The organism is Vibrio sp. 10N.222.46.A1 (assembly GCF_041473595.1).
GTDB classification, from domain to species: Bacteria; Pseudomonadota; Gammaproteobacteria; order Enterobacterales; family Vibrionaceae; genus Vibrio; species Vibrio tasmaniensis_A.
The window spans coordinates 1-4,609 of record NZ_JBFRSN010000348.1; the positions used below are offsets into that span (position 1 = coordinate 1).

General features: G+C 43.8%; 4 protein-coding genes. 2 read left to right on the plus strand and 2 right to left on the minus strand.

Features of this window, described 5'->3' with window-relative positions:
• Window positions 1-693: methyl-accepting chemotaxis protein (locus AB4496_RS11280; RefSeq protein ID WP_372130981.1), on the plus strand; the 693-nt coding region annotated here is incomplete at its 5' end.
• A gap of 181 nt (window positions 694-874) precedes the next feature.
• On the opposite strand, the gene AB4496_RS11285 is transcribed toward AB4496_RS11280, so the two are convergent.
• Together AB4496_RS11285 and AB4496_RS11290 are read right to left on the minus strand one after the other, a co-directional pair.
• Window positions 875-1,768 (minus strand): lipase secretion chaperone, encoded by an 894-nt coding sequence (locus tag AB4496_RS11285; RefSeq protein WP_102257531.1) that lies wholly within the window; start codon window positions 1,766-1,768, stop codon window positions 875-877.
• 39 nt (window positions 1,769-1,807) lie between these two features.
• Complete coding sequence (locus AB4496_RS11290; RefSeq protein WP_050395118.1) at window positions 1,808-2,749, minus strand: triacylglycerol lipase; 942 nt, start codon at window positions 2,747-2,749, stop codon at window positions 1,808-1,810.
• Between the two features lie 515 nt (window positions 2,750-3,264).
• Here AB4496_RS11290 and AB4496_RS11295 point away from each other — a divergent pair.
• A complete protein-coding gene (locus AB4496_RS11295; protein ID WP_009845827.1) occupies window positions 3,265-4,512 on the plus strand; it encodes an SGNH/GDSL hydrolase family protein in 1,248 nt (415 codons plus the stop codon).
• Window positions 4,513-4,609: the final 97 nt, after the last annotated feature.

Genomic DNA, 4,609 nt, shown 5'->3' on the forward strand with positions numbered 1-4,609 from the left:
GCAGCAAACGTCAACGAAAATGCAGTACAAGCCGACTCCGCGTCTAAGCAAGCTGACGAAATGGCGACACACAGCATGAGCTTGTTTAATGAAAGTAACCAAGCAAACGAGCAAATGGCGATTCAGCTTAGCGAAGCTGCGAACGTTGTTGGCACGCTAAAAGAGCACTCAGAGAAGATTGGTAATGTCATTGAGGTTATTCAAAGCATCTCAGAGCAAACTAACCTTCTTGCGCTTAACGCTGCCATTGAAGCCGCTCGTGCAGGTGAAAGCGGACGTGGTTTTGCGGTTGTAGCTGATGAAGTGAGAATGCTAGCAGCACGTACACAAGATTCGACCAAAGAAATCCAAACCATCATTGAAGGCTTGCAGGTTCAATCTGGAAACGCGAATGAGAGTATGAGCAGTTCGCTGTCTATGTTGGAACATAACCAGACGCTTTCGGGTGAGGTAAGCTCTGCACTTTCAGGCATTGCGAACTCAGTAACGGATATCACGGAGATCAACACTCAGGTCGCCGCTGCTGCAGAAGAGCAAAGCCAAGTGACTTCAGACATTAACCGTAATATCTCAAATATCTACAGCTTAGTAAGCCAAAATGTAACAGGCATTACCCAAGCTGCAGCAGCAAGCCACGAGCTATCAAACCTCGCTGAACAACAAAAGCAGCAGTTGGGCTTCTTTAAGGTTTAAGGGTTAAGGGCGAATAAGCTTTAAGGTTCAGCTGTAACGGCTTATGGTATAGGCTCTAGGATACAAAATTTAAGCCTTAAACTGTAAGCACTTACTTACCATGTATAGATTGCAGTAACCGACCTTCATTATTAAGCCAACTATTGAGTCATCAGTAGTTGGCTTTTTTAATTGCTGGAGATTACTGACCGCTCTCAACGGATCTGATTCTTTCAATCGCTTCGACTCTTCGACGTTGTTCTGGCTGAAAATGCGTAGTCCGAAGTTGTGCGATAGTCTCTTGTTGCTCAATTTCAGAGAGTTCGGAGTCATTCAAAATGTCATTTCGTTCAACAAAGTAAATTTCTAAAGCTCCATCAAAGTCCGCCCTTTGTTGATCAAGCGCTTCGAGCCTCTGTGTCGCTTCTTCTCCGACCAGTTCGCTTCTTTTCAAGTATTTACCTTGTTCGTCTAGACCTTCTGAACTGGATAGCTGTGGGAGTAATACCTGATTCTGATGGCTCGTTTGAACGTAATCTGGCTGTTCAGATAGATAAGACTCAAGCCTTTGCTGATATTCTAACTCGTCTAGCCCTTCTTGTTTCAGAAGTAACTTTTCTAAAGCGATTTCCCTCATTCTGTTGTCATGGGTAAACAAAATACTTATCTCACTCTCACTGAAAAACTGCGCTTGAAGATCGAGGAGAGCTTGATTCAGTGCGCGTAGGTCCTCTGCGGATATTGAGTTGGTATCAAATTGGACATCTAATGATGTCAGTGCCGACTTGTACTCAAGATAATTGGCAAACAGTGCCTCATCAACGATCGCGACCTGTGATTGCTCATGATGTTTTGCCACGTTGTCACGAATATCTTCGAGGGTTAATTCTGTATTGCCTGACACGAAATATTCCATCATGTCTTTGGCTGATGCGTTATCGATTTCAGTATCTTGTTGAGAAGCGACCTTCAATAAAAAAGCGCTTTGTTTGCCGTCACGGTGTGAATTTGGGTCTTCCTTTTGTAAATACAAAAAGACCGCCGCTGTGCTCATCAGGGCTATCGTGGTTATCGACAAAATGGCGGTCTTTTTCATCATACTTTCCTTGTTCTCTTTATGAATGGGCAGTGCAACCTAAAGGCCAGCCAACTTCAATCGATTGGCATGCTGACGATATAAGGTCACTGGATCGGTCTCAAAAAGATGGTGGATACCCAATAGTCCATTGATCTCGTCTAGGTGATTCATTTTGTAATCATCACCAATCACTTTGCCCAAATGCGCGCTACATGCTCCCACTAACCCGTCATTAGGTTCATTAAAAGCTAAACCAAGGATTGTCATCGCTCCGTCGGTAGGATCAAGAAGGTTGGTAAAAGTGGAAGAGCCTGTCCATGAATAGTAATAGACACCGTTGTTTGCTTGCCATTCACCATCACCACACTCAGACGTTGGCACGCCTTCAGGGTAAAACTGATTGAATGCAAGCGAACCTTTAGTGGTCAACGCTTCAAGAGACGCAAGGCCATCTTGGTCAAGATCCGTTCCACCAGATAACAGGTTGATCAGCGCCGTCAATCCACCAGCCAATTTAACCGCGATACCTTCTGAAACTGACCCTTCAGATACCGTCCCGCGAACAAGGTCTGCCACTTTAGATCCTTTATGAACACCACCAATACTTGTCACTGAGGCTACCAGATCAGGACGAACTGATGCCACATAGCGCGCTGTTGGTCCGCCGTGGCTGTGACCGACAAGGTTCACCTTACTCGCCCCTGTCGCGGCTAACAGCGTCTCAACTTGAGCGAGTAACTGTTCACCACGAACTTCGGAACTGTTGGTAGCAGAAACCTGAGCAACGTATACGCTCGCACCATCTTTAGTTAGAGACTCCGGTACGCCATAGAAGTAATCCACGCCTGCTAATGTATCGAAACCAAACAAGCCGTGCACCAGCATAATAGGGTATTTCGTTGCAGTGTATCCGCTGGTTTCTAATGCTGATGCGCTTGTTCCGGCATAGACGCCAAAACTGGATAGGCACGCTATCGTCCAAATTAATATCTTTTTCAATGCTCTTTCCTTAAACAGATTAGACCTCTGACGAGTAAAGAAACCGTAGATGATGATTTTATAAAACAAAAAGTGAAAACTTGATATTTGTGATATTGAACTTGAATTAAACAATTGTGATGAACATTAGAATTGCAACTTCGCTTGACATTACCAACGGGTAAGCTATTGATTAAATTATAATTTACCTCACACCCTTCTGATCACGTTTTCATTTAAGCATTCAATAGACAAATCATCCCGTGCCGGTCAATGACGACGTGTTGCCTGCGATAGTTCGTTAAAATCAAATGTTAGATATTAGCCATTTCACTTCGAAACCATTGTTTTTCAATCAAAAAGTGGTTGAAACTTTGACACTGATGCCAGTTATAAGCCGCTAACAAACTGAATGTATTGACGAGAGCTATTGATCTTGGATATAGGTCATACCAGTTATTTGCAATTTAGTTATTAAAACAGTCACAAGCAACAACGTTTTGTTTGGCTCACTAAATATAAAAGAGAATACAGTGATGAAAAATACGGCTTTTATACTCGCGTTAACCCTGCCTTTTGGCGCTTATGCTGCTGAAGATTCAATACCGACACCTGAATCCATTACATCCGCACAAGTATTTAGTACACAAGGTTCAGAAACCTATTCTTATGTTCGATGCTGGTATCGAACCGATGCCTCACATGACTCTCCAGCTACCGACTGGAAATGGGCAAAAAAGGAAAATGGTGATTACTACACGATCAATGGATACTGGTGGTCTTCTGTATCCTTCAAGAACATGTTCTACAGTGACGCTCCTCAATCTGAAATCAAGCAGCGTTGTGAACAGACGCTCGACATCCAACATGACGCCGCAGACATCACTTACTTTGCAGCAGACAATCGCTTCTCTTATAACCACTCGATTTGGACAAATGACAACGTTGTCCAAGCGAACACCATCAACCGTATCGTCACCTTCGGTGATAGTCTTTCTGACACCGGTAACCTATTTAACGGTTCTCAATGGGTTTTCCCGAACGCAAACTCATGGTTTTTAGGGCACTTTTCAAACGGTTTAGTCTGGACAGAGTATTTAGCCAAGGCGAAAGATGTGCCTCTTTATAACTGGGCAGTAGGTGGGGCTGCTGGCACCAATCAATACGTCGCATTAACCGGAGTATATGACCAAGTCACCTCTTACTTAACCTATATGAAAGTCGCCAAAAACTACCGCCCAGAAAACTCGTTGTTTACTTTAGAGTTTGGCCTTAATGACTTTATGAACTACAACCGCGAAGTGGCCGATGTAAAGGCCGATTTCAGCAGCGCTTTGATCCGCTTAACGGAATCTGGTGCAAACAATATCCTGCTGTTCACCTTGCCCGATGCAACCAAAGCACCTCAATTCAAATACTCAACTGAACAAGAGATTGTTAAAGTTCGTGGCAAGATTTTAGAGTTCAACCAATTCATCAAGACGCAGGCCGAGTATTACCAAAGTATGGGTAAAAACGTGGTGTTGTTTGATGCGAGTGCGTTGTTCGCCAGCATTACCGATAATCCAGAGCAACATGGCTTTCGAAACGCGAGTGATGCTTGCCTTAATATCAATAGAAGCTCAGCAGCCGACTACCTAAAAAGTCACAGCTTAACCAATGATTGCGCAGCGTACGGATCAGACAGTTATGTCTTCTGGGGGGTGACACACCCAACCACCGCCACTCACAAATACATTGCCGACCATATTTTGGCGTATTCATTCTCAACCTTTGATTTCTAATGCTTTTCGAATGACTCTGTAACCTGAGACAACACCTTTCAGGAGCAGAAACCAGATACAAAAAAACCGCCCTTCATAGTAATGCCGATCGTTTAAG